Below are 21,108 nucleotides of genomic sequence, written 5' to 3'. Positions count from 1 at the left end.
GCGATAGATGAACCTGCTTGCCTTTCCCGGTCAACCCCCCGCAGTCGCCCCGGTTGACGCTGATCCGGCACAACTGGCTGCAGCCCTCATGCAATCGCGCCAGACCATTTTGCCGAAGCGGCTGGTAGCACCCGGTCCCGATGCGAAGCAGCTCGACATGATCTTGCGTGCCGCTGCCACGGCACCCGACCATGGGCAGCTTCTGCCCTGGCGTTTTGTGCTGGTGCCGCAAGCGGCGCGCGCGCAGCTGGCCGCGGTCTTCGGTGCGGCGCTGGTCGAACGCGACGCGCAAGCCACGCCTGAACAGCTTGCACAGGCGCGCGAAAAAGCGCATCGTGCCCCTTTGCTCATGCTGGTCGTGGTCGATGGCGCGTGTGGTGATGCCGGGATCGACCTGGCTGAACGCCTGGTCTCGGCCGGCTGTGCGGTGCAGAACATGCTGCTCATGGCCACAGCCCTGGGTTATGGTTCGTCACTGACCAGCGGCAAGGCGCTGAAGTCCGGGGGGCTGCGCCGGCTGTTTGGCCTGGCAGGCAGTGAACATGCCCTGTGTTTTGTCAGCATGGGCACCGTCCAGTCGCGCAAGCCCGCCCGCCTGAGGCCGGTGCCTGCTGATTTTGTAAGCAGCCTTTCTGCCGACAGCGCCGCACCGGGATACGGGCCGGCGGATTCTTTTTAATTCCTGTGACTGGATGAAGCCATGGACATTCTGAGTTTTGACGACCTGCTGCAGGCCGCCCGCGCGCAACCCGAACCGCAGCGCCTGCTGTTTGTATTTACCGGTGTCGAGTTGCCCGAGGACAGCACCCCGGCGCAACGTAAACGTTTTGAGGCCGGCCAGGGCGGCGCGCTGGTCCCGCTGATGTGTGTCGACAAGCGCCCGGAGGACCTGAGCTCGTTTGCCGCCCTGGTGCAGGAGTCCAGCCAGTTCGGCCACAACTGGGGCCTGGTGTTTGCCGCGGCCATGTCGGGCTCAGTGAACCGTGCGCCGACCACCGAAGATGCGGAAGAACCACTGCAGCGCATGGTCGAGTCCATCAAGCAGGGCCAGATCGGGGCGTTTATTCCGTTTGACCCGCAGGGTCAGCCCGTGCAGTTCGGCTGATATGGGCGTGGTGCGCCGGGTCACGTGGCCTGCTTCCCTGCCCGGCGTGCATGCACCGGGTGCCGGACTCGAGGCGCCTTTCGACATGTTGGCCGCTTGCCATGAGCGGGTGGAACGCATGCTCGTACTGCTGGCGCGCCTGCAGCAGTACCTGCTTGAACACGGCCGTGACGAGTCTGCGCGCCAGGCGGCGCGCGATGTGATGCGCTACTTCGACCTTGCCGCACCGTTGCATCACCAGGATGAAGAGCGGCATGTGTTCCCGCCATTGCTGGCCGGGCCGGATGCCGGCCTGCGCATCCTGGTGCAGCGCCTTTTGCAGGATCACCGGGACATGAACACGGCCTGGCTCCCGGCGCGCAGCGTGCTGCACGAGATCGCCGAGAGCCCGGTGGCTGAGGCTGCGCTGACTGCGACCCAGACTGCCGCACTGGACCGCTTCGCCGGCCTGTACGAACGGCACCTGGCGGACGAAGACCGTCTTGCCTACCCCGCTGCGCAGGTGGTGTTGACGACGCAAGCCTTACAGGCCATGAGTCAGGACATGATGCAGCGCCGCGGTGTTCGCTCCGGCAACTGATCCTCCGGCCATGATTAGAGGCAAAATGGCAGGATGAACGCGCCCGACTCCCCCACCGCCCTGACTGCCCGCAGCGACGTCTCGGACCTGATGCAGGCCATGGGCTCACGGGCAAAAGTAGCTTCTGCCCTTATGGCACGGACGCAGGCAGCTATCAAAAACAGAGCGCTTTTGGGCTTGGCCGGCTTGCTGCGCAGCCAGATTGGGCCATTGCAAACAGCCAACACCCTGGACCTGGAGCGCGCAAAAGCGGCCGGCCTGGCCGGGCCCATGCTTGACCGCCTCAAACTGACACCCAAAATCATCGAAACCGTGGCGGTGGGCTGCGAACAACTTGCCGTGATGCCCGACGTGATTGGAGACATCATCGGCATGAAAGAGCAGCCCAGCGGCATCCGCGTCGGCCAGATGCGCGTGCCCATCGGCGTGTTCGGCATGATTTACGAGAGCCGGCCCAATGTGACGATCGAAGCCGCATCGCTGGCGATCAAGAGCGGCAACGCCTGTATTTTGCGCGGCGGTTCCGAGGCGATTGAATCGAACAAGGCGCTGGCTGTGCTGGTGCAGCAGGCGCTGGTGGCCGCCGGCCTGCCCGCCGACACCGTGCAGTTGGTGCCCACCACCGACCGCGAAGCCGTGGGCCATTTGATCGCCATGCCGCAGTATGTGGACGTGATCATCCCGCGCGGCGGCAAGGGCTTGATCGAGCGCATCAGCCGTGATGCCAAAGTGCCGGTCATCAAGCACCTGGACGGCAACTGCCATGTGTATGTCGACGACCCTTGTGACATCGAGATGGCGGTGAAAGTGGCCGACAACGCCAAAACCCAAAAATACAGCCCCTGCAATGCCAGCGAAGGTTTGCTGGTCGCGCGCGGCGTGGCGGAGCAGTTTTTACCCAAAATCGGCGCGATTTACGCCGCCAAAGGTGTTGAAATGCGCTGCGACGCCGGATCGCAGGCCATTCTGGCTAATGTTAAAGGCGCGAACCTCAAAGACGCCACCGAGCAGGACTGGTACGAGGAATACCTCGCGCCCATCATCAGCATCAAGGTGGTGGCGGGTATCGACGAAGCGATCGCCCACATCAACCAGTACTCCAGCCACCACACAGACGCCATTCTCACGCGCGACCACATCAACGCCCAGCGCTTTTTGCGCGAGGTGGATTCAGCGAGCGTCATCGTGAATGCGAGCACCCGCTTCGCCGATGGATTCGAGTTTGGGCTGGGCGCCGAAATTGGCATCAGCACCGACAAGTTCCATGCGCGCGGGCCAGTCGGTATTGAGGGGCTCACCTCCCTGAAGTACGTGGTACTGGGGCAGGGCGAAGTCAGGACCTGATTCTTTAACCTGACAGACAGGAATCTGTATTCATGATACTTACGCGCCGCCCATTGCCCTTTGTACTGGCAGCGTCTCACCACGGGATGATGATCGTCAATCGCAATGATTACAAAGATACCCCTGAAGGCAGGTACGGTGTCGGCCACCAGGTGCTTGAATATGCCTCCTTTGATCCTGCTGAAGTTGATGACGTGCTTCAGTTGCTGGACATGCGACACGAATTCTTCGGGGATGGTCTCGTAGCGATCGATGGCGGCGCCAATATTGGCGTGCACACCCTCGAATGGGCCCGGCACATGCAGGGATGGGGCAAAGTAGTTGCATTCGAAGCACAGGAGCGGGTGTTTTATGCACTCGCCGGAAATATCGCCCTGAACAACTGCTTTAACGCCACCGCCCATTACGCGGCTTTGGGGTCGCAGGAAGGCAGCATCACTGTGCCCATGCTGGATTACGGCCAGCCTTCCAGCTTTGGGTCACTTGAACTTCGCAAGAAGAGCCAGAACGAGTTCATCGGCCAGGACATTGATTATTCCGAAGCTGCTGGAAAAAAAGTGCGGATGATGACTATTGACGGCCTTGACTTGCCACGCCTTGACTTCGTCAAGCTTGACATTGAGGGCATGGAGATCGAAGCACTGACTGGGGCACTGCAGGCCCTGCAGAAGCACAAACCCATGATGGTGATCGAAGTCATCAAGTCCAATCGCTCGGATTTGACGCAACTTCTGGAGCGTTGTGGCTACACGACCCGTCCTATGGGCGTGAACATCATCGCGCTCCATTTGACAGATCCCGCCTTGGCCCGTCTGGATTCGACCCCCTGACCTGCGCGGATTTTTCTGTTTTGAAAATTCCAGTCACGCCTTGTAACCCGCCGGCCCGTCCCAATATCCCTAAAATCCGGTCAGATATAACCGAACACGGGCCTGCCGGGTTCAGGTCTTAAAAGCGAAAATCGACCCTTGGCGAGGACAATTTTTGACGATTTTGCAGGCCCATATCTGCACATGGGTCAAGAAAGCGGCGAAAAACAGACCGCTGCGGCTGATTTGCAGCCGACGACTTTTGAGCCCCGGCAGACTATTGACAACAACATCCCGCAGCAGAAAGTGGCCGCATGGTTCCGCACCTCATCACCGCCCTGAACGGCCCCATCAACGAACTCGAACAACGTGTCCTGGACTCCACCCCTGCCATCGAGCGCTGGTTCCGGCTGGAGTGGATGGAGCACACGCCGCCGTTTTACAGCTCGGTCGACATCCGCAACGCCGGCTTCAAGCTTGCCCCGGTCGACACCAATCTCTACCCCGGCGGCTGGAATAATCTGACGCCCGAGATGCTGCCGCTGGCGGTGCAGGCCGCCATGGCCGCGATCGAAAAAATCTGCCCCGAGGCGCGCAACCTGCTGGTCGTGCCCGAGAACCACACCCGCAACAGCTTTTACCTGTCCAACGTGTTGCAGCTCAAGCGCATCTTTCACCAGGCTGGCCTCAATGTGCGTTTCGGTTCGCTGAGCTCCGACATCAAGGAGCCCACTACGCTGAACCTGCCGACCGGAGAGACCATCACGATCGAGCCATTGATCCGGACAGACCGCCGCCTGGGCCTGAAAGACTTCGACCCCTGCACCATCCTGCTGAACAACGACCTGTCGGCCGGCATCCCCGGCATCCTCGAAGACCTCAACGAGCAGTACCTGTTGCCGCCACTGCATGCCGGCTGGTCGGTGCGCCGCAAGTCGCGGCACTTCAAAGCCTACGAAGAAGTTTCCAAACGCTTCGGCAAGCTGCTGGGCATAGACCCCTGGCTCATCAACCCCATGTACGCCCAGTGCGGTGAAGTCAATTTTTCTGAAGAAACCGGCATGGACTGCCTGACCACCAACGTCGATGCGCTGCTGACCAAAATCAAGCGCAAATACAAGGAATACGGCATCAACGAAAAGCCTTTTGTCGTCGTCAAGGCCGACAATGGCACTTACGGCATGGGCATCATGACGGTGCGCGACGTGAAAGACCTGGACGCGCTGAACCGCAAGACAAAAAACAAGATGAGCACGACGAAAGACGGTCAGCCGCTGTCCGAAGTGATCATCCAGGAAGGCGTGCTGACCAACGAGCGCGTCAATGACGCCGTGGCCGAGCCCGTGGTCTACATGATGGACCGCTACGTGGTGGGCGGCTTTTACCGCGTGCATGCCGAACGCGGCGTGGACGAAAACCTCAACGCGCCCGGCGCCAGCTTTGTGCCGCTGGCCTTTGCCGACAGCGGCCGCCTGCCGCAGCCCGGCGAGAAGCCCGGCTCCAGCAGCCCCAACCGCTTCTATATGTATGGCGTGATCGCCCGACTGGCGATGCTTGCTGCGAGCTATGAACTCGAAGCCACCGACCCGGACGCCGAGGTGTATGACTAACACCCCTATCGTTCTCACTTCGCTACGCTTTGTGTAGTGCCGTTTCCCCTTGCAGGGGACGCCGCAAGGCATCCGGCAAAGCCGGCCTGCCTGCGGCCGCTCTGAAAGTCGGGGAGCTTGTATCCCCCGAAACGGCCCGAATTAGGAGTCTTTTAGGCCTCTAGCCCAAGCAGGCCGTGCGCAAGCAGCTATTAAAAAAGTAGCACCCACAATTCGCCTGTCTGCGCCGGCTTCCCTGGTACCCGTGGGCCCGCTTTGTTACAAGTTGTTGCGGTGCAACAAAATCGGGATTAGTTGGATTTAGGGGTGTCCGCCGACTTGCAAGCCGGGTACCTGGGCGCAAAATAGCGTTCCCAAAGGTAACCATTCCCGCCGCTTTGGACCCGCTTGAACGGGCCGAGTGCAAAGACGGGAAGTTTTTGTGTCCAGTAAAAAATCATCACTCGCGGCGCTCACCCTGGGCGCCATTGGTGTCGTCTACGGCGACATCGGAACCAGCGTCCTGTATGCCGTCAAGGAAGTTTTCGGTTCCGGGCATGTTCCCTTTACCCCCGACAACGTCTACGGCATCCTGTCTATCTTCTTCTGGACGCTGACCGTCATTGTCTCGATCAAGTATGTGGCGCTGGTGCTGCGCGCCGACAACAACGGCGAAGGCGGCCTGATCGCCATGCTGGCGCTGGCTTCTACCGCGGTGAAAGACCGGCCCCAGCTGCGCAAAACCCTGCTGATCGTCGGCATCTTCGGCACATCCCTGTTCTATGGCGACGGCGTCATCACCCCGGCGATTTCGGTCCTGTCGGCCGTTGAAGGCCTGGAGGTCGTCTCGCCAGCCTTCAAGCAGGGCGTGATCCCGATCACCCTGGTCATTTTGTTTGCCCTTTTTGCGGTGCAGAAGCACGGCACGGCCGGCATCGGCAAATTCTTCGGGCCCATCACACTGGTCTGGTTCGGCGTGCTGGCGTTGCTGGGCATCTCGCAGATCGCCACCAACCCCCACATCCTGGTGGCGCTCAGCCCGCACTATGCGGTGATGTTCATGTGGAACAACCCGGGCACCACCTTCATCATCCTGGGCGCGGTCGTGCTGTGCGTGACGGGCGCGGAGGCGCTTTACGCCGACTTGGGCCACTTCGGCAAAAAGCCGATTCGCCTGGCGTGGTTTTCCGTGGTCATGCCTTCGCTGGTGCTTAATTATTTCGGCCAGGGCGCGCTGCTTATCGGCAACCCTGCCGCGGTGAAGAACCCGTTTTTCCTGATGGCGCCCGAGTGGGCGCTGCTGCCGCTGGTGGGCCTGGCCACCATGGCCACCGTCATTGCCTCGCAGGCGCTGATCACCGGCGCCTTCAGCGTGACCAAGCAGGCCATCCAGATGGGCTATCTGCCGCGCCTCAACATCCAGCACACCAGCGTGCGGGACACCGGCCAGATCTACATGCCTTTCGTCAACTGGGGCCTCTTTATCACCATCGTGCTTGCGGTGGTGATGTTCCGCTCCTCCAGCAACCTGGCGGCCGCTTACGGCATTGCGGTGTGCACCGACATGCTGATCACCACCATCCTGACTTTCTACGTGATCCGCTACGGCTGGAAATACCCGCTGAGCCTGTGCATCGCCGCCACCGGCGTTTTCTTTGTCGTTGACTTCGCGTTCTTCGCTTCCAACCTCATGAAGCTGTTTGCGGGCGGCTGGTTCCCGCTGGTGATTGGGGGCGCGGTCTTCACGCTGATGATCACCTGGAAGGAAGGCCGGCACCTGCTCAATGAAAAGCTGCGAGCCGATGCGATCGATTTACCCAGCTTCCTGGACGCCGTCTTCGTCAGCCCGCCGGCCCGTGTCGAAGGCACAGCCGTATTCCTGACGGCCGAACCCGGCAGCGTGCCCAATGCGCTGCTGCACAACCTCAAGCACAACAAGGTGCTGCATGAGCAGAACCTGTTCGTGACGGTGCGCAACCATGAGATCCCGTGGATCGGCATGAACAAGCGCCTGGAAATCGAATCACTGGGCCACGACTGCTGGCAGGTCAACGTGCATTACGGCTTCAAGAACGACCTGGACCTGCCCAAAGCGCTGCAGCAGATCAAGGGCCGCGGCTGCGAGCTGGAGTCGATGACGACCAGCTATTTCCTCTCGCGCGACACGGTGATCCCGACCATCGGCAGCGGCATGGCGCCCTGGCGTGAGAAGCTGTTTGCGCAGATGCACCACAACGCCAGCGGTGCCGCCGACTTCCTGAACCTGCCGAACAACTCCGTGGTGGAGCTGGGCAGCAAGATCGAGATCTGAGTATCTGTATGAGAATTGGCCCTCAGAGCCAATAGGAACAAGCGCGGGAAGCTATTGAATTGATAGCGTATGTGCCCCTTCCCTGGCCGTGCAAACTGCTCAAACCGTGGCCTGGCACCGGCTGCTGACGCCGGCACCCAGATCGCTGAAAATACCGTCATGACTCTCAAAGCCGCCAACCCCACACGCTTCTGGTCCGACTTGAAGAGCCCTGACTTTGCCGACTGGGATTTGGCCCGCTGCATCGCAGTGCTGCCGGTGGCCGCGATTGAACAACATGGCCCGCACCTGCCGCTCAATGTGGATGCGACGTTGGTGGATGGCGTGATTGCAGCCGCCTTGCCGCATTTGCCCGCTGCACAACCGGTGCTGTTCTTGCCAACCCAATCCGTGGGCTTCAGCCCTGAGCACACCCGCTTCGCCGGAACACTGTCGCTGAAGGCCGAGACCGTGATCCGGCTCTGGACCGAGCTGGCCGAATCCGTTGCGCAAACGGGTGTCAGGAAACTGGTGCTGCTCAATTCGCACGGCGGCCAGGTTGGCCTGCTTGATGTAGTGGCGCGCGACCTGCGGGCCCGGCTGGGCATGCTGGTCTACAGCGTGAACTGGTTTAACCTGCCGCTCACAGGTGAGGATGGCAAGTCCGTGAATGATTTGTTCAGTGCCGAAGAGCACCGCTTCGGCATCCACGCCGGCGAGATCGAAACCTCCATGATGCTGGCGCTCAAGCCGGATCAGGTCGACATGGCCAAGGCGCAGAACTTTCACTCCACTTCGCAGGACAGGGCGGCGAAGTTCAGCATCCTGGGTGACGGCCGCAGCGCCAAGCTGGCCTGGCAGATGCAGGACTACAACTCGCAAGGCGCCGTTGGCAATGCGGCTGCGGCCACAGCGGAAAAGGGCCGCGCGGTGCTGGGTGCCGCGGGCCGCAGCCTGGCGCAACTGCTGGGGGAGATCGATCAGCTACCGGCGGATACCTTGCGCCTCCACACGCCGAACCAAGTTGAACCAGGCTGATCAGGGTGTTGTTTTGACGCCATCTTTCGCTTCCCGATCTCGCGGGCAGGGCCTGTTTTGCTTAAACTCCACGGCTTTCCTTTCACCGCACCTTCACGGAGTTCACGTGTTTTTCATCGTCGCCATCCTTTAACCGACGCCCGCCACCCGCTCAGGCCAATGGACTGATTCCATCAGCCGCTCACTCCCGGTCACATGAGCAGGCCGCCGCCGAAGCCGGACGTGCCCATGCCGCCAATGCCATTGCGGCGCATGCCACCCTCCCGCCCCGCAGCGCGCAAGCACGTCGTCGGTTCATTCCACTGAACCAGGAGACGACCATGTCTGCATCTTTCTCGTTGCCCCTTGACGGCAACACCCCTGTCCAGTCGCTGGACATCCTCAAATACCCGCGCACACCGCACATAGAAGGCTCACGCCTGCAGCCTGGCGATGAAGGGCAGGATCACACTCCGCTCGCGTCGCTGAAAGGCCGGCACGCCGTCTTTGAAGAAAAACTCGACGGCGCCAACGCCGCGGTTTCGTTTTCCTCTGCGGGCCAGTTGCTGTTGCAGTCGCGCGGCCATTACCTCACGGGGAGCAGCCGCGAGCGGCAGTTCGCGCCGTTCCGGCAATGGGTTCATGCGCAGGAGGACCGCCTGCTCACCTTGCTGGAAGACCGCTATGTGATGTACGGCGAATGGCTGTACGCCAAACACTCGGTCAGCTACGACCAGTTGCCTCACTACTTCTGCGAGTTCGACATTTTCGACAAGCATGAACAGCTGTTCCTGAGCACACCCCGCCGGCGCGCGTTGCTGGCAGGTTCGCCCGTGGTAAGCGTGCCGGTTCTGCACGAAGGCCTGTTGCCCATCCGCGCAAAGGCTTTCCCGGCGATGATGCGCCGGTCCCTGGCCAAGAGTCCAGCGTGGCGGCAAGCGCTGGAAAGCACAGTGCACCGTCAGAGACTCGACCTCGACTTGTGCTGGAAGCGGACCGACAAGTCGGATCAGGCGGAAGGGCTTTACATCAAGCTGGAAGACGCGCAGCAGGTGCTGGCGCGCTTCAAATGGGTAAGGCCCGACTTTGTGCAGACCATCCTGGACTCCGGCTCACATCACAGCACGCGGCCCATCGTGCCCAATGGCCTGGCGGAAGGCGTGGACCTGTTTGCGCCGTTGCCAGCCGTCGGCTGGCCAGAAGCAGGCAGGCCTGAAGCCGGCACCTGGGAGCAGGAGACCTGGTCATGAACTACTTGCAAATCCAGTCCTTGTGTCCGCAGGGCGACGGGAAGACCTACGACTGGGCTGAGTGCTGCGACGTATTCCCCCGGTTGCGCAGGCTGGAAACCACGCCGCAGAGCAGCCGCTACCACGCAGAAGGCAATGTGGGCATCCATACCCGCATGGTGCTGGACTGCCTGCTGGACTCCGCGCACTATCGCAGCGCGGATGCCGGCAGGCGTGAAGTGCTGTTTTTGTCGGCGCTGTTGCACGACCTGTGCAAGCCGGAGACCACGGTCACCGATCCAGTCACCGGCGATATCGGGCAACCCGGGCATTCCAGGCGGGGTGCCGTAGATGTGCGCGCCCTGCTGTGGGAGGCCGGTTTCCCCTTCGACGCCCGCGAAGCCGTTTGCCGCATCATCGCCGCCCACCAGGTGCCGTTTTACGCCTTTGATTCCCGGCGCGGAGAAGCACCCGAGTTCATCGCGCGAAAATTGTCCTGGGGCGTTTGCCTGGCAGACCTGATCTGCGTGGCGCGTGCCGACATGCAGGGACGTATCTGCGTGGACCAGCAGGCCCGGCTCGACGACATCGATCTATTCGAAGAGCTTGCACGTGAGGACGGATGCCTGGACCAGCCCCGGCAGGCGGCCTCAGCGCACACCAGGCTGCACTACGCGCGCGGTGCTCAGATCCACCTCGACAGCGCGCTCTTCCAGCCTGCAGGATCGTCCGTGACGGTGTTGAGCGGCTTGCCGGCATCCGGAAAAGACACCTGGGTCCGGGCCCATGCGCCCGGGCTCGACGTGGTGTCCTTTGACGACGCGAAGCAGGCATTGGGATTGAAGCACGGCGAGAACGATGGCATGGCGGCGCATTGGGCGATAGACAAGGCCAAGGGCCTGCTGCGGCAGAAAAAGTCGTTTGTGTGGAACGCTACCCACCTGAGCGAGCAAATGCGCAGCAAGACACTGGACCTCCTCTATGCCTATGAAGCGGAGGTTCGGCTGGTTTACCTGGAAGCGCCCGTGCATGCCGTCTTCTCGCGCAACCAGAAAAGGGACTCCACGCTGTCGAACACGGCCTTGTCGCGCATGCTGCATCGCTGGGAAATACCCCTTCCCTGGGAGGCGCATACCGTGACTTATCAGGTGGAGTCTTGACCGAACCCTGAGGGGCGCCTGGTCGGCATGCTTCACCGCAAGCTGACCGTCTGTTTCTTCCAGCCCGCGTCCTGCCATTTGCCGAAGGCCACCAGCAGCGACGGGTCACCGGCCTGTTTCTCGGCCGTCAAGCTGTCCATGCGCGCCACCTCGAAGCTGCGGCGCAGGCGCCCGGCAATGCGGGTCTCGCGGGCCAGCAGCATGTGAGGCGTGCCGCGCACCCAGCCGGCAAATTCCACATAGCCCAATTCGGGGCCGTTGCTGGCGGGCGGCAGCACCTCAATCGTCCATTGCCCGGATTTCTTGCGAAACACCCACAGCTCGCGCCAGGCGTCCAGCGGCTGCACCGCGAGCGCCAGGGCCTGGCCATCCGGGTGGGCGCTGGCGGACGCGGCCCACACGATGCCGTAGGTGCAGCGCCTGGCCACGGCCTCCTTGCCGGGTTTGCCGTCGGCCTTGTTTTCATACAGCGCCACGCAGGTTTCGCCGGCCTGGCCCGTCTCGGTGGCTACCGTCAGTCTGGTGAAGCGGGGAAGCGCGGTTTCAGCACCCCATCGCGAGGCGCCCACGCGAATCGCCGCGTCGTTGTAATCCTGCCTGTCGTTGTCCGTCAGCTCCAGCTTGTTCACCGCCGCGAGTTCCGCCAGGGCACGCTGGGCGGCTGCCGTGGGTGCTTCGGCCCGGCGCGCCTGCTCGAACGCCAGGCTGGCGTGCACGCCGGCACGGCGCAGGCGCAAACGGTTTTTGCTGACTTCAGGCAACTGGGCGAACTGCACGGCGCTGACCTTGTCCAGCACTTCGGCGCGCCACTGGTCTTGCGTGAAGCGGTCCTGCGGGTGCAGGTCGGGGCTCATGCAGTCAGGGCGGGTCACAGCCAGTGCGGCACGTGCGCGCTGCTCGGCGTCGGATGGCAGCGCCAGCACGCGGCGAAAGGCTTCGCCGTTGTAGCAAAGCTGCATGCTTCCGTTCTGCTCATAACCCTTGAAGTTCACGCCATAAAAGGTGGCCACTTCCATGTGCGCAGAGATCACGTCGCTGGTGGCCTTGCCGTGCTTCATGGAGGCGCGGCGCGCCAGGCGTTCGGCCATGGTGCCCAACGCATCAAAGGCTTCCGCGCCTATGGCGTCTGCCGGCGCGGCCTTGAGGTAAGCGGCCGTGTACGCAATGCCCAGGGCTTCAGCGCCCGGGCTTTCGCGCAGGAAGCGCACCACCGAGAGGAGCTGTGGCGCGTCCTCGGGCTGCAGCGAGACAGTGCGCACCTGGCTCACGTGGACAAAACCCGCGCGCTCCCGCCGGTGGTCATAGACCTGCAAATAATCCATGCGCTGGCCGCGAATCTCGAGCGTGTCGCCTTGCCACAACGCCGCCTGCTGTGCAGCCGAATCGCGCGGTGCGGCGCGCAGTGTGGCCTGGTCTTGTGTCACGATGGCCAGCGTGAGGAGTGCGGTGGTAATCATTATTCGGCTTCCTGGTTGTCCTGGCTGTCTTGCGTGCCGGCGCCGCGGGGAGCTTGCGCTACGGCACGGCCCCTGGGCGCGCCGCCCAGCAAGCCGGCGCCCACAAAGCCGCCGTCGGTGGACGGCGGGGCAATGATCACGGTGATCTTGTCGCTGAGCTTGTCGGCCATGGTTTTCTGGATCAGCAGCGGGTGCCGCGTGATCAGCACGCCTTCGCGCGCCATCTGCTCGCTGTTGATCTTGCCTACGCGGTCCAGCCGGTAGGCTTCGGCATCCGCCAGTTTCTGGCGCGAATCCGCTTCGCCCGAGGCTTCGATGCGCCTGGCCTGCGCGCTGCCCTCGGCTGTGCGGATGCGGGACTGCTTGTCGGCTTCAGCTTCGAGCTGGCGTTGCTCGATCTGCTTTTGCTTGAAGGGCAGGACATGCTTCATGGCCTCTTCCTGCGCTTTGGCTGCAATCACCTGTTCGCTGGCGGCGGCTTGCGCGTTGGTTTCGCGGCGCACTTTTTCGGCCATCGCATCCAGCTCGGTTTCCTTCACGCGCTTTTCCTTCAGCGCCAGCGTGTAGCGCATCTTTTCTGTCGCAAGCTCCTCGGCCAGCAGCTTGTCCATGCCCTGGCGATAGTCCGCCGGCAGGTCCACCTTGCCCATCTGCACCGTGCGCAGCAAAATGCCGTCGGCTGCGAGTTTGGGTTTGAGTTCAGCTTCGATAAGCTGCTGGATCTCGGCACGCTTGCTTGAGAAGATCTCCCGCACGGTGTAGCGGGTGAAGGTCTTGTAGATCACGCCTTGCACGGCCGGCTGCACGATCTGGCCGGCGATGTCGTCGGGCAGGTTTTTCGACAGCGCATTCACCTTGGCCGGGTCCAGCGCATAACGCACCGTCAGGTCCACGCCCAGCGACATGCCTTCGACCGACTGGAAGGGCGAGGGGCCGTCGGCCCGGCTGCTGCCTTCGGGGCGATAGACCTGGTCGCGCAGCGAGAAGGTACGCACTTCGTGCAGGCCGGGCAGCAGCAGCAGGGAACCTTCGCGGAATTCGTCGACGCCGCCGGTCAGCTGGTTGGTGCGGATCGCCACGTCGCCGCGCGCCACCGACTCCATGGGAGGGTGCACCCACAGCAGGTAGCCGACCGCGCCCGCCGCGGCGGTGGCGATCATCAGGCCGCTGGCGCTGGCGGCGCGCTGCACCCCTGTGGAAGCGATACGGCGGGTGCTGCGCACCCCTCTGGAAAAGATGGCGCGGATGCGCAGGGAAATACGGCTAAGGCGTGGGTTCATGATGGGCTCCTCCGGTTGGTTTGGCGAGAGGCGCGGGTTGCGCTTTCTCTGGCCTCCATTGTTCGAATCGGGCCCGGAGCATTCAATGCGCCTGCGCGGTGTCTTTGCGCGGTTTGGCGGCAGCTACCCTCCGCCAACGGAAGAAACACTCACACGGCCTGGCGCAGGCCACACCCATAATGGCGGCACCCCATCCTCTTGAGGCCTCATGACCAAAATTGCCGTAATCGAAGATGACCTGCCCATGAGCAATCAGCTCAAGGGCTGGATTGAATCGGCCCGTCCGGGCATCCAGGTCGACCAGTGGTTCAACCGTGACGACGCGGAAGCCGCCATCGCCCGCGAGGGCTATGACGCGGTGGTGCTGGACATCGAACTGGGGCGTGAACGCCATGCCGGCGTGGCCATCATCAACGCCATCAACAAGCAGCGGCAGGGCACGCCCGTGCTGGTGGTGTCCGCCATGCCGGCCGCCATCTACCGCAGCATCATGAAAGCCCTGGACGCCTGGGACTACCTGCAAAAAACCACGTTTGAGGAGGCCGACTTCATCGAGACTTTCCTGGACATCCTGCGAACCGCCAAGGCCAAACCCCTAGGCAGGGCGCCAGCCGGCGACAGCCAGGAACTGCAGCTGGACCCGCTGCGCCAGAACACCGCCATCTGGCGCGGCCAGCGCGTGAACCTGCCGCTGACGGCGCAACGCATCCTGGCGGCGCTGCACGCGCGCCGCGGCGAGGTCGTGAGTTACGACGACCTCTACCAGGTGGTCAAGAGCGGCCGCAACCGCGACAACATTCGCAAGCACGTCAGCACGATTCGCGACGCGTTCAAGGAAATCGATGCGGCCTTTGACGGCATTGAAAACATCCCGATGCGCGGCTTTCGCTGGGCCGAGGCGCCGGAGCCCCCGCGCGGCAGAGGCAAGGCGTGAAGCTGCCCACCCGACTGGATGTTGAGCGCCTGCTGCCGGCGCGCGTGCCCTTCGGCCTGCGCGTATTTTTTCGCGGCGCTTTTTTTCTGCTGGCGATGGCCACCGTCGCCCTGGCTATCGCCGTGTTGCAAGACGAAAAGGAGCGCAGCTACCGAAATTACCAGGACGGCTTTCGCAAGAACCAGGCGCAGATCGCCGCCAAGCTGCGCCATCCCACGGGCCAGCTGGTGCTGCTCAACCCCACGGCCTACGAGCATGAGGTGACGCCGCTGCGCCCGCTGGTGCTACCTTTTTCGGCCCTTGATTTCGACGATCGCAACAAGGCCCAGCAGGCAGTGGAGATGGCCGGCTGCCTGGTGCAATACCCCGATGCGGCGTCGATGTGCGTGGCCGTCGGCAACAACCCCTTTGCCGGCGGTTTTCTCTATGCCGTCGGCAGCTTCAACAGCGGACCCCTGGTGTCGCACACCTCCGGAACGCTGGATTTAAGCCAGGCGCATCGCGCCCGCATCACGGTCGACATGCGCGGGCAGCGCTACCGCTGGATCGCGCCTTTCCAGGCCATGCACGCGATGGACGAGGGCCGCAACGCCTCGCCTTTTGCCAATGCCAGGGGCCGGCTGGTGGGCTTTGCCGATGAGGGCCCGATCACGCCGGCCAGCCGGCCCGTGCGCGACTTTCGCGGCTGGCTTTGGCAAGACAGCCGCTGCGCGGACGGTACGCTGGCGGCAGATCCGGGTTGTGCCCGGCGTGCCTTTGTCAGCGTGCGCCTGCCGGTTGAGCTGTTTCGCGAAGCCCTGTTTGCCAAAGGGCCTGCGGGCATCGTCTGGCCGCCGGCTGACCTGGACCAGATCAAGGTGCAGGTGGAAATGCTGGCCCCCGGCGAGGGAAAGCCCCTGTTCGACAGCAATGCCGGGGGCGCCACCGCACCTTTTTCATGGTCTGAGCTGACCCCTTTGCTGTTGCCCGGCGAGAAGCTGCGCATCCGCAGGCTGGGCAGCGCGGGTGCCAGCCCGGACGTCGTGTCGCTGTCCGGCGCGGAGACGACGGAGCGATCCTCGCCGCTGATTGCCTGGTTGATACGCCGGCTGCAAGTCGATGGTTATGACGCACCCGTCACGAGCGCCGACATCATCAGTACGCCGCTCGGGCGTTATGAACTCTCGCTGACCGGTGACATTCGCAGTGTCAACAAGGCCCTCACGGCCGTGGCCACCCGCGTGTCCTGGTTTGTGGGCGGCATGCTGCTGGCCATCTTTGTGACCTGGCTGGCGATTGAGCTGCGCATCATCCGCCGCATCACCGAACTCACCCGCCGCGCCGCCACCGTGTCCAAGGGCGTGCGTGCCAGCGACAACCTGGCAACGGTTGACCTGGCCGACCTGCGTGGCGGCGACGAGCTGGGTGTGCTGGCCGGTGGCTTGCAAGACCTGCTGCAGCGCGTCAATGAAGACGTGCGCCGCGAGCAGATTCGGGTCGCCCAGGAAAAAGACACCTGGCACGCGGTAGGCCATGAAATCATGTCGCCCCTGCAATCGCTCATGGTGCTGCACGGAAGCGCCGACGACCCGGCGCACCGCTACATCAGCCGCATGCAGCAGGCCGTGCGCGTGCTCTACGGCAGCGCGTCGCCCAGCGAAGCCTTTGAATCCACCGCGCTCAATGTGCAGACGCTGGACGCCAATGAGTTTCTGAGCCATGTGGCGCGCAACGCCGCGGCCGCGGGCATTCCTGGTGTGGCCTTTGATCCGCTGGCCCTGCCGGTCAGGGTGCGCGCCGACGAGTATTCGCTGGAAGATGTCGTGTCGCATGTGCTGCGCAATGCCGATCGGTACCGTTTGCCCGGCAGCCTGATCCGCATCACGCTGTCACAGCAGGCGCAGGAAGGCACTGCGCCCGAGGCGCTCATCACCATCAGCAACCTGGGCCCGCAGATCGAGGCCGGCCTGCTGGACAAGGTTTTCGAATATGGCGTGTCTGACCAGCCCGACACGGGCGCAGCAGGTCAGCGCGGGCAGGGCCTGTTTGTTGCCAAAACCTATATGGCCAAGATGGGCGGCACCATCACCGCGCACAACCGGGACGGCGGCGTTTGCCTGGAGTTGCGCCTGCAGTGCGCGACCTGATCCATTCCACACCATAAAAATCAAGGCCCCCAGAAAGCGGTAACTCGCTGGAGGCTTTGTCTTGCCAGACGGACCGATAAGCCCGCTGCCATGGAAGAAAGTATCTCCCGGGTGGGGCCGAATAATTTGCCTGATTTGCTGCTGAATTTCCCATAAACAGATAAAAAATCTGTGAAACTGGAAATTTCAGATAAATTACCTGAATGGATACTTTAGACCGGAAAATCCTTCAGGTTTTGCAGGCCGACGCGCGCACCAGCCTGCAAGACATCGGCCAGGCCGTGGGCCTGAGCCCCTCGCCCTGCTGGGGCCGCATCAAGAAGATGGAGGAAGCCGGCGTGATCGAGGGCTACACCGTGCGGCTCAATGCGCAGGCGCTGGGCCTGGGCGACACGGTGATGGTGCAGGTCACGCTGGATAGCCATTCCGACAACACGCTGGAGAAATTCGGCGAGACGCTGGCGGCGATTCCCGAGGTGATAGAGGCTTATCTGGTGTCCGGCGAGTACGACTACCTGCTGCGCATCGCGGTCCACGACACAAAGGACTACGAGCGCCTGCTGCGCGAGCGGCTCTACAAGATCAAGGGCATACGCCACAGCAAGTCGAGCTTTGTGCTGCGCACGCTGAAGAAGGCCGACCTGCCGCTGTTGCCCGGCTGAGCCAGGGGGAAGGTCAGCGCTGACAGCGGCCGGTGGGGCCGACTGACAGCTGCGCGGACCTCACCCGCCCACACTGACGATTGCCCCGCACCATGCAGGGCGTCGGCATTGCCGTCATTTCTTCAGGGGGTTTTATGCGATCGATTGCCTGTCAACGCGTCTGGCATGTTCTGGCGCTGTGCGCGGCATGCGCCTGTACGCTGGCCGCGTGCGGCGACACTGCCCTGTTACCGCCGGAGGCCGGTATGGGCGCCAATCCAACCCTGCCCAAACCCAACAAGACCCTGTTTCCCACGGTGAACATCGCGCCGGCCAAGGGCTGGCCGGAGGGTGCAATGCCCACGCCCATGGCGGGCCTGGGCGTCACGGCCTTGGCCAGCGGACTGGACCATCCGCGCTGGGTTTACGTGCTGCCCAACGGCGACGTGCTGGTGGCTGAAAGCAATGCGCCGCCCAAGCCGGAAGACGAGAAATCGGCTCAAGGCATCCGCGGCTGGTTCATGAAAAAGGTGATGGGCCGGGCCGGCGCCGGCGCGCCAACGGCCAACCGCATCACTTTGCTGCGCGATGCCGACGGCGACGGCAGGGCCGAAAGCCGGAGTGTGTTTCTGGAAGACCTCAACTCGCCCTTCGGCATGGTGCTGGTGGGCAACGATTTTTATGTTGCCAATACCGATGCCGTGGTGCGCTTTCCCTACCAGCCGGGGCAAACCAGCATCACGGCTGCGCCCATCAAGGTGGTGGACTTGCCTGCCGGCCCCATCAACCACCACTGGACCAAAAACATCATCGCCAATGCCGACGGCAGCAAACTCTATGTGACGGTGGGCTCCAACAGCAACGTGGGCGAACGCGGCATGGAAGCCGAAGCCGGCCGCGCCGCCATCTGGGAGGTCGACGCCAAAACCGGCAGCCACCGCGTATTTGCCTCGGGCCTGCGCAATCCCAACGGCATGGGTTGGGCGCCCGGCAGCGGCGCACTCTGGACGGTGGTGAACGAGCGCGACGAGATCGGCAGCGACCTCGTGCCCGACTACCTGACTTCGGTGCGCGATGGCGTGTTTTACGGCTGGCCCTACAGCTATTACGGCCAGAACGTGGATGACCGCGTCAAGCCGCCGCGTCCGGACCTGGTGGCGCAAGCGGTTTCACCGGACTATGCACTGGGCTCCCATGTCGCGCCATTGGGCATGGTGTTTTCAGAAGGCAATGCGCTGCCGCCATCACTGGCCATGGGCGCGTTTATTGGTGAGCACGGCTCCTGGAACCGTGTGCCGCACAGCGGCTACAAGGTGGTGTTCGTGCCTTTTCGCCAGGGTTTGCCGGCTGGTTTGCCGGTGGATGTGCTCACGGGTTTCCTGAGTCCCGAAGGCCATGCCTACGGTCGGCCGGTGGGCGTGGCGATGGACAAGCGCGGCGCGCTGCTGGTGGCCGACGATGTGGGCAACGTGGTCTGGCGGGTGAGCGGTAGTCAGCTGAAATAGAAGGTCGGGATGTTTTAAGAGAAAAATGCCCGTAGCCCATATGTGACGACCGCAAGCAGCTATTGATTTAATAGCAATCGTGCCGCCCGCAATCGCTTCAAGCGGGTGGCAACACCATGTCGGCGGTACCCGGGCAGACCCAGCGGGGGTGTTCCCGCGAGGTGTCTATGCACCCGCCCGATGCATACACGCCCTTGGATTCGCGCATGCGCAGCATCAGTTCCAGGATTCGCGCCGTCTCGGCCGGGTCGGTGCTGGAGGCCTTGACGCCGGCCTCCACAATGCTTTCATTGATACGCAACTCGCCGGCTTCGTCGGTGTAGGTGGCATGCCGCCAGTGAAACAGCTCCAGGCATTTGGCCGTCAGGGTGTAGGGCTGCTCGCGTTTCCAGAAGTTGGTGAACTGCCCGTTGCCGATGTAGAACACCCAGGAGCCTTCATAACCCGAAACGTCCGAAGAGTGTTCATCGGGGTTTCGGAACCATAGCCGGTCGCCGGGCACGTAATACTTGGGCGGCAGGGGTTGTTCCATCGTGCCGTATTCGCGCAGGAACACGTCATGGAATTTGCCCGACATGATGGCGCGGCGCTCCCAGCGCTGCTGCAGCGCGGCCAGCAACGGCGGGTTGCAGGTTTCGAGTTCCTGCGCGATGGCCAGCAGGATCACGTATTCGGTCGCGCGGTAGCAGGAAAAGGAATACAGCTTGCCCGAGGCCTCGGGTTGGGTGGCTTTTTGCAGGGCGGGAATCAGCGCGTGACCGGGCTTGACGGTAAAGCCAGCGTCTTCCGAGTAGGTCCAGCAGTCCTCCGGCCGGTTGACTTCGGTGGTGTGGAATTCCAGTGCAGTCTTGCGTGCGGCCAGCACGATGTTTCGGCGTATGCGCACTGCCGATGCCAGCTCCGCATGGCTGGGAAATTCAAAGGCGACCGGGCTCAGCAGCATGGCCAGAAGAATCTCCCGTTCCAGGTCTTCGCTGTTGTTCAGCGTATCCAGCTGCAGCCGTTCCGCCAGGCCCAGGGTGTCCAGGCCGGGCGCCCATTGTGCCGTCAGCGCCACGGGCAGGCAAAAACGCCGTGCGGCGCCGGCTCCTGCGCGAGGGGGCAGCTCGGTGGTTTCCACGGCATCCTGCAGGCCGAGCTGCTCAAGCTGCACCAGGAAGCTGTAACTGGAAGCAGCCAGCGCATCGGCGCTGTCAGTGCACAGAACAATGCCCACAGGGTGCGGGCCGGCGGCAGAAGAGTGGGGTGCGGCGGTCATGCTGCCAAAGAGTATCTTTGCTTGACGCAGTCCCGGCAATGGTGGAAATACCACGGAAGCCGGTGAAAGCTTTGCGTCAGGCGTAGGTAATCCAGCTTGCGTGTTCCGGCGCATCCAGGTGCGGCAGCGTGTTGTAGGTCACCAGCATGTGGCGCTTGGGTGTGAACGCAAACTCCGTGACCGAGCAATTGCGGATGCGCAGGTTGAGCTCAATCGTGGTTTCGGGGCTGGTGCCCAGCACATGGCCGACGGCGGTCGAGATGGGCCCGCCGCTCGAAACCAGCAGCACGTTGCCGGTGTGTGTGGTGCGCACATGGTCCAGCACATCGGTCACGCCCGCGACAAATTCGGTATAGCTCGGCATGCCCTTGGGGCTGACCACACCTGCCATCCACTGTGCCAGCCCGTCACGCAACAGCCGGAAGTGGCCGCGGTATTCCTCGGGCGTGGTGGGTTTTTCGAGCTTGTGCGGGTGGATGGCACCGATGACGGCGTGGCTGTCATATTCATTGAGCCCGGGGCGCTGTGTGGCTTGCATGGTGACACTCGTGCCTTCACAGATCCCGGCAAAGGTATTGATCTGCCGTTGCAATGTGCCGGTGAAAGCGGCGTCAAAGGTGATGCCCTTGTACTTGAAGTACTCGCCCAGACGCACGCTTTGCTGGCGCCCCATAGGGCTGAGCACGTCGTAGTCGTCTTCGCCAAATGAGGCCTGGCCGTGGCGCACGAGGTAGAGGGTTCCCATGGGCGGATTGTGGCGAGGCGGCGGCAGGCGCCCAGTCTC

The 21,108-nt window shown here is 62.8% G+C and carries 19 protein-coding genes; 15 read left to right on the top strand and 4 right to left on the bottom strand.

Annotation, left to right across the window (positions count from 1 at the left end):
• Positions 1-7: 7 nt before the first annotated feature.
• The 11 genes from AC1DYR_RS14565 to AC1DYR_RS14515 all read left to right on the top strand — a co-directional run bounded on the left by AC1DYR_RS14565 (position 8) and on the right by AC1DYR_RS14515 (position 11,123).
• The gene (locus AC1DYR_RS14565) at positions 8-679 is read left to right on the top strand and encodes a nitroreductase family protein (protein ID WP_477705704.1); all 672 of its coding nucleotides are present in this window, start codon (positions 8-10) and stop codon (positions 677-679) included.
• Between the two features lie 21 nt (positions 680-700).
• Positions 701-1,105, top strand: a complete 405-nt coding sequence (locus AC1DYR_RS14560) for a ribonucleotide reductase subunit alpha (protein WP_477668754.1) — start codon at positions 701-703, stop codon at positions 1,103-1,105.
• A gap of 10 nt (positions 1,106-1,115) precedes the next feature.
• A complete protein-coding gene (locus AC1DYR_RS14555; protein WP_477705703.1) occupies positions 1,116-1,685 on the top strand; it encodes a hemerythrin domain-containing protein in 570 nt (189 codons plus the stop codon).
• 33 nt (positions 1,686-1,718) lie between these two features.
• Positions 1,719-3,029 carry a glutamate-5-semialdehyde dehydrogenase gene (locus tag AC1DYR_RS14550; protein WP_477705702.1) on the top strand — a complete coding sequence of 437 codons (1,311 nt, stop codon included), beginning with the start codon at positions 1,719-1,721 and terminating at the stop codon, positions 3,027-3,029.
• An 86-nt stretch (positions 3,030-3,115) separates the two neighbouring features.
• Positions 3,116-3,859, top strand: a complete 744-nt coding sequence (locus AC1DYR_RS14545; RefSeq protein WP_477705701.1) for an FkbM family methyltransferase — start codon at positions 3,116-3,118, stop codon at positions 3,857-3,859.
• Positions 3,860-3,997: 138 nt separating this feature from the next.
• Positions 3,998-4,180: a hypothetical protein gene (locus AC1DYR_RS14540; RefSeq protein WP_477705700.1), complete on the top strand. Its 183-nt coding sequence runs from the start codon at positions 3,998-4,000 to the stop codon at positions 4,178-4,180.
• Positions 4,153-5,448, top strand: coding sequence for a glutamate--cysteine ligase (gshA, locus tag AC1DYR_RS14535; protein ID WP_477705699.1), 1,296 nt, complete (start codon positions 4,153-4,155; stop codon positions 5,446-5,448). Before AC1DYR_RS14540 ends, gshA begins: the two co-directional genes overlap by 28 nt.
• 421 nt (positions 5,449-5,869) lie before the next feature.
• Entirely contained in the window at positions 5,870-7,738 is a 1,869-nt protein-coding gene (locus AC1DYR_RS14530; RefSeq protein WP_477705698.1) for a potassium transporter Kup, read from the top strand.
• Between the two features lie 159 nt (positions 7,739-7,897).
• On the top strand, positions 7,898-8,755 hold the full coding sequence (locus tag AC1DYR_RS14525; protein WP_477705697.1) for a creatininase family protein: 858 nt from the start codon (positions 7,898-7,900) through the stop codon (positions 8,753-8,755).
• Positions 8,756-9,075: 320 nt separating this feature from the next.
• Entirely contained in the window at positions 9,076-9,984 is a 909-nt protein-coding gene (locus tag AC1DYR_RS14520; protein ID WP_477705696.1) for an RNA ligase family protein, read from the top strand.
• The gene (locus AC1DYR_RS14515; protein ID WP_477705695.1) at positions 9,981-11,123 is read left to right on the top strand and encodes an AAA family ATPase; all 1,143 of its coding nucleotides are present in this window, start codon (positions 9,981-9,983) and stop codon (positions 11,121-11,123) included. Before AC1DYR_RS14520 ends, AC1DYR_RS14515 begins: the two co-directional genes overlap by 4 nt.
• Positions 11,124-11,155: 32 nt before the next feature.
• On the opposite strand, the gene AC1DYR_RS14510 is transcribed toward AC1DYR_RS14515, so the two are convergent.
• A complete protein-coding gene (locus AC1DYR_RS14510) occupies positions 11,156-12,580 on the bottom strand; it encodes a hypothetical protein (protein ID WP_477705694.1) in 1,425 nt (474 codons plus the stop codon).
• The gene (locus AC1DYR_RS14505) at positions 12,580-13,860 is read right to left on the bottom strand and encodes an SPFH domain-containing protein (RefSeq protein WP_477705693.1); all 1,281 of its coding nucleotides are present in this window, start codon (positions 13,858-13,860) and stop codon (positions 12,580-12,582) included. Before AC1DYR_RS14505 ends, AC1DYR_RS14510 begins: the two co-directional genes overlap by 1 nt.
• A gap of 208 nt (positions 13,861-14,068) precedes the next feature.
• On the opposite strand from AC1DYR_RS14505, the gene AC1DYR_RS14500 reads away from it, so the two are divergent.
• The 4 genes from AC1DYR_RS14500 to AC1DYR_RS14485 all read left to right on the top strand — a co-directional run bounded on the left by AC1DYR_RS14500 (position 14,069) and on the right by AC1DYR_RS14485 (position 19,066).
• Positions 14,069-14,794 (top strand): response regulator transcription factor, encoded by a 726-nt coding sequence (locus tag AC1DYR_RS14500; RefSeq protein ID WP_477705692.1) that lies wholly within the window; start codon positions 14,069-14,071, stop codon positions 14,792-14,794.
• Positions 14,791-16,920: a sensor histidine kinase gene (locus tag AC1DYR_RS14495; protein WP_477705691.1), complete on the top strand. Its 2,130-nt coding sequence runs from the start codon at positions 14,791-14,793 to the stop codon at positions 16,918-16,920. Before AC1DYR_RS14500 ends, AC1DYR_RS14495 begins: the two co-directional genes overlap by 4 nt.
• 203 nt (positions 16,921-17,123) lie before the next feature.
• Entirely contained in the window at positions 17,124-17,582 is a 459-nt protein-coding gene (locus AC1DYR_RS14490; RefSeq protein ID WP_092132085.1) for an Lrp/AsnC family transcriptional regulator, read from the top strand.
• 134 nt (positions 17,583-17,716) lie between these two features.
• Positions 17,717-19,066 carry a PQQ-dependent sugar dehydrogenase gene (locus tag AC1DYR_RS14485; RefSeq protein WP_477705925.1) on the top strand — a complete coding sequence of 450 codons (1,350 nt, stop codon included), beginning with the start codon at positions 17,717-17,719 and terminating at the stop codon, positions 19,064-19,066.
• Between the two features lie 97 nt (positions 19,067-19,163).
• Here AC1DYR_RS14485 and AC1DYR_RS14480 read toward each other — a convergent pair whose 3' ends face one another.
• Both AC1DYR_RS14480 and AC1DYR_RS14475 read right to left on the bottom strand, forming a co-directional pair.
• Positions 19,164-20,324 (bottom strand): hypothetical protein, encoded by a 1,161-nt coding sequence (locus AC1DYR_RS14480; protein ID WP_477705690.1) that lies wholly within the window; start codon positions 20,322-20,324, stop codon positions 19,164-19,166.
• Positions 20,325-20,400: 76 nt separating this feature from the next.
• On the bottom strand, positions 20,401-21,069 hold the full coding sequence (locus AC1DYR_RS14475; RefSeq protein WP_477705689.1) for a histidine phosphatase family protein: 669 nt from the start codon (positions 21,067-21,069) through the stop codon (positions 20,401-20,403).
• Positions 21,070-21,108: the final 39 nt, after the last annotated feature.

Source organism: Polaromonas sp. P1_F9 (assembly GCF_056405615.1).
This window is presented reverse-complemented; position numbering and strand designations above follow the sequence as displayed.

What these genes read in the sequence shown, in the direction of transcription:
- AC1DYR_RS14565 (WP_477705704.1), top strand. Translation starts at nt 8, where the DNA reads ATGAACCTGCTTGCCTTTCCCGGTCAACCCCCCGCAGTCGCCCCGGTT.
- AC1DYR_RS14560 (WP_477668754.1), top strand. Translation starts at nt 701, where the DNA reads ATGGACATTCTGAGTTTTGACGACCTGCTGCAGGCCGCCCGCGCGCAA.
- AC1DYR_RS14550 (WP_477705702.1), top strand. Translation starts at nt 1,719, where the DNA reads ATGAACGCGCCCGACTCCCCCACCGCCCTGACTGCCCGCAGCGACGTC.
- AC1DYR_RS14545 (WP_477705701.1), top strand. Translation starts at nt 3,116, where the DNA reads ATGATGATCGTCAATCGCAATGATTACAAAGATACCCCTGAAGGCAGG.
- gshA (WP_477705699.1), top strand. Translation starts at nt 4,153, where the DNA reads ATGGTTCCGCACCTCATCACCGCCCTGAACGGCCCCATCAACGAACTC.
- AC1DYR_RS14525 (WP_477705697.1), top strand. Translation starts at nt 7,898, where the DNA reads ATGACTCTCAAAGCCGCCAACCCCACACGCTTCTGGTCCGACTTGAAG.
- AC1DYR_RS14520 (WP_477705696.1), top strand. Translation starts at nt 9,076, where the DNA reads ATGTCTGCATCTTTCTCGTTGCCCCTTGACGGCAACACCCCTGTCCAG.
- AC1DYR_RS14515 (WP_477705695.1), top strand. Translation starts at nt 9,981, where the DNA reads ATGAACTACTTGCAAATCCAGTCCTTGTGTCCGCAGGGCGACGGGAAG.
- AC1DYR_RS14510 (WP_477705694.1), bottom strand. Translation starts at nt 12,580, where the DNA reads ATGATTACCACCGCACTCCTCACGCTGGCCATCGTGACACAAGACCAG.
- AC1DYR_RS14505 (WP_477705693.1), bottom strand. Translation starts at nt 13,860, where the DNA reads ATGAACCCACGCCTTAGCCGTATTTCCCTGCGCATCCGCGCCATCTTT.
- AC1DYR_RS14500 (WP_477705692.1), top strand. Translation starts at nt 14,069, where the DNA reads ATGACCAAAATTGCCGTAATCGAAGATGACCTGCCCATGAGCAATCAG.
- AC1DYR_RS14490 (WP_092132085.1), top strand. Translation starts at nt 17,124, where the DNA reads ATGGATACTTTAGACCGGAAAATCCTTCAGGTTTTGCAGGCCGACGCG.
- AC1DYR_RS14485 (WP_477705925.1), top strand. Translation starts at nt 17,717, where the DNA reads ATGCGATCGATTGCCTGTCAACGCGTCTGGCATGTTCTGGCGCTGTGC.
- AC1DYR_RS14480 (WP_477705690.1), bottom strand. Translation starts at nt 20,324, where the DNA reads ATGACCGCCGCACCCCACTCTTCTGCCGCCGGCCCGCACCCTGTGGGC.
- AC1DYR_RS14475 (WP_477705689.1), bottom strand. Translation starts at nt 21,069, where the DNA reads ATGGGAACCCTCTACCTCGTGCGCCACGGCCAGGCCTCATTTGGCGAA.